Annotated in this window: 2 protein-coding genes and 1 pseudogene; all 3 read right to left on the minus strand. The window is 64.4% G+C overall.

Features of this window, described 5'->3' with window-relative positions:
- A partial coding sequence (locus tag VOI27_RS23070) for a strawberry notch-like NTP hydrolase domain-containing protein (protein WP_323769015.1) occupies positions 1–2,080 on the minus strand: 2,080 nt, incomplete at its 3' end.
- A gap of 113 nt (positions 2,081–2,193) precedes the next feature.
- A complete protein-coding gene (locus tag VOI27_RS23075) occupies positions 2,194–2,838 on the minus strand; it encodes a DUF6927 domain-containing protein (protein WP_323769017.1) in 645 nt (214 codons plus the stop codon).
- Between the two features lie 102 nt (positions 2,839–2,940).
- Positions 2,941–3,257 (minus strand): annotated as a pseudogene (locus VOI27_RS23080) (regulator); the annotation flags it as partial.

Below are 3,257 nucleotides of genomic sequence, written 5' to 3' on the forward strand. Positions count from 1 at the left end.
TGAGCGCGCGGGCCGTGTAGAGCCCGAGTGTCTTGAGGTCGCGCGCGACCACCTCCATGGCAGCGACGCCGCCTGCCTCCATCGCCGAGACGAAACTTTCGCGGCTCGGGAAGGGGTATTCGGGACCCTGACCCCAGAGCCCCAGCCGCGCGGCATAGGCCAGGTTGTGTACGCTGGTGGCACCCGTGGCCGAGACATAGAAGACGCGGGCGCGGGGAGCGGCAAGTTGCAACCGCAGCCCGGCGAGGCCCTGCTGGGAGGGTTTGACCCCCCTGCCCTGCTCGGACCCGGCCGCGTTCTGCATGGCATGGGCTTCGTCGAAAGCCAGAACACCATCGAACCCCGCGCCCATCCAGTCGAGGACCTGGCTCAGCCGCGAGGTGCCGCATTTGCCCGCCGAGCGCAGCGTGGCGTAGGTGACGAAGAGGATGCCGTCGCCCATGGGGATGGGCTGATCCGGTTTCCATTTCGACAGCGGCTGAATGTCGGCGGGCGAGCCGCCGAGATCGGTCCAGTCGCGGATGGCGTCCTCGATGAGCGTGGCGGACTTCGAGACCCAGACGGCCTTACGGCGTCCGGCGAGCCATCCCGCGAGGATCAGCCCCGCACATTCCCGACCCTTGCCGCAGCCGGTGCCGTCGCCAAGAAAGTAGCCGAGGCGATAGGCACGCGCATCCGGGTCATCATCGGCACGCGTCAGCTTTGTCTGGTCGTCATCGATGGTAAAACGCCCCGGCAAGTCGCGCCCATGGGCATCATTGGCCATAATGATGGTCTCAAGCTGCGCCTCGGAGAGGTGTCCCTCTTCGATCAGTCGGGCGGGCAGGCGCAGTTCCGAACTGGCGGCACCTGAGGGCATGGGCGGGTCCACAGAGGCCATAGCGATGCTCTCGACCAGCGGCGTGGGATGTTCCTGCGCACCCGCGATCTCGATCCGCTGCGGACGGTAGCGCGCATAGATATCCGAGACCGGCGTGTTGTCACGGGGGGCCTCAAAGCTTGTGAAGCTGAGCGGGCGGACGGCATTGGCCCGTGGTTTGGAGGCGGCGACAGGTGCAGCGGCGGTCTTGCGTGGGGCAGATGATGGAACGGTCGGCCGAGCATGAGGGATCGCTTCAGCCCTTTGGGCGGGGCGCATCTCGGGCCTGATTGCGGCCACGACGTCGACAAAAGGAAGGGCTTCATCCAAGCCACGGACACTGGCGCGGATCATCTCGCCATCCTCCTGCACCTTGTCGAAGACCATGAGCTGGGTTTCGACAGAGGTGCCGAGCTTGCGGTAGACCTGCCCCGGCATCGTCAGCGCCAGTCGCGGCGTCAGGAGACCGCAGACGCGGGACCAATGCGCGGCATCGCGTTCGGGCGTGAATCCCGGCGGCATGATCGCCACCAGCCGTCCGCCGGGCGCGAGGCGCTTCGCAGCCGCGACGAGATGCTTGGCCGCGATGTGCTTGTCCCTTGAGCGATCGACCGAAGAGGCAAAGGGCGGGTTCATGGCCACGACATCGGGCAGGACCGGCGCCTGCAGCAGATCGTCGATATGCTCACCATCGTGACCCGTCACCTCGCCCCCAAAGACCGCGCGCAGGAGGCGCTGGCGAAAGGGGTCGATCTCGTTGAGCAGAAGCTTGGCACCGGCGCGGGTGGCGAAAGCGGCCAGGGCGCCAGTTCCGGCGGATGGCTCCAGCACGGTCTCGCCCTTGCGGACCGCAGCCGCCCGCACGGCCAGAGACGCGAATGGCAGCGGCGTGGAAAACTGCTGCAGCCGGATCTGCTGCTCTGACCGGCGCGTTTCCGTCAGCAGCCGCGAGGCGAGCAGCTTTGCAGCGGCGATATCACCCTCGGTGCCGTCTCGACGCAGCAACCCCTGAACAGCCGCAGCCTGCATCATGTCATAGGCCATGCGCCAGTCCCACGCGCCGGCGGCATCGCTGCCACCGAACGCCTCCCGCATGATATGGGCAAGCACCGAACTGCGCAGGGGCTGGTGATCAATCTCCGCTCCCATCTGCCTCAGAGCAGTGGAAAGATCGGGATCGGAGACGGTAAGAACTGGGTTTGTTGGGGTTGGCTTGGCCATGGGGTTTGTCCTTTGGATCAGGGTCTGAGTTCCAAAAGACAAAAAGCCCCCTCTACACTTTGTAAGAGCAGAGAGGGCTCGAAGGGAGCGCCGGTGCTTGATGGTCCAGTCGTTCAATCCCCCTGCCCCGCCAGGAACTCCGCTAACACCGGGCTGGCCGCGCCCAGGAGCACCGATCCAGTAAGCGAGGCTTTCGACAGGCGCACGAGACCACTGGTATCCTCGATGCGGTAGCAGCGGCGTTTTTGCCGACCGCGCCTGTAGTGGGTCACGGTGACGATCTGGCAGGTGCTGCCGTCGGTGAGCGTCACAGGGGCAGCGAGCTTGATCCTGTCACCTTCCTCGTAGTCCGGGATCGCCGCCCAGTCCCGGCAGCGCCGGCGCCAGGCATGGGCATAGCTTTCCGGATCCTTCAGTTCCGAAAGAAGGGCGAGAAGGCTGAGCGGCGCGCGGGACTCGACGGGACCAGCGCTTTCCTCCATGTCCTTGTAGCCCCAGCAGCCGTCGTCGTAGCGCGTCAGGAACACAGCCCCGAAGGTGATCGAGCCGTCCTCATCCGTGACGTAGGTCGCATCCTCGACCGGCGAGCCGTCGGCATTTGTGACCTTCGCGGCAACATACCAGATCGAACCCACCTTGCAGGCCTTGAGCAGTTCTGTCTTTCGGATGTCGGTCTCGAAGGTACAGAGCCGTGTAATTTCCGCCTTCTCATCCGCGTAGGATTTGATACGGCGGTCGGTGTAGAAGAGCCATCCCATTTCAGAGTCCTTTCTCTCGTTGGGGAAATTCATGTCGCCAATGTCCCGAGAGGGCCGCAGGCCCGGCAGGGTATTGGCGATGCTTGTTAGAGAAAGGGCGCGTTACGCCGCCCTCCGATCGTCGATCTCCATGAGCGCATCGAGCGGCACGCGATAGGGCTGCATGGCGTCGAAATCCTCGCAGCGTTTATGGGAATGAGCTGAACCACCAATACCCTGCCGCGCTGCGCGCTCTCGGGACATTGGTGCTGCTTCATGATCTTCGTATTCCCAAAACGCCGAATAGCCGCAATTCTGGACGATCGCGAAGGTGTCACAGGCGTCCTTGAGGATGACTCGGAAGGTACCCCCGAGACCAGAGGGCACATCATAGGCTCCGCCGATGAGATAATCCGCTGCGCGGCGCACGAAGACGCGGA

This window comes from Marinovum sp. (genome assembly GCF_034669705.1).
Lineage (GTDB): Bacteria > Pseudomonadota > Alphaproteobacteria > Rhodobacterales > Rhodobacteraceae > Marinovum.

Bases quoted from the DNA above. Each gene is read 5' to 3' on its own strand.
- VOI27_RS23075 (WP_323769017.1), bottom strand. From the start codon at position 2,838: ATGGGATGGCTCTTCTACACCGACCGCCGTATCAAATCCTACGCGGAT.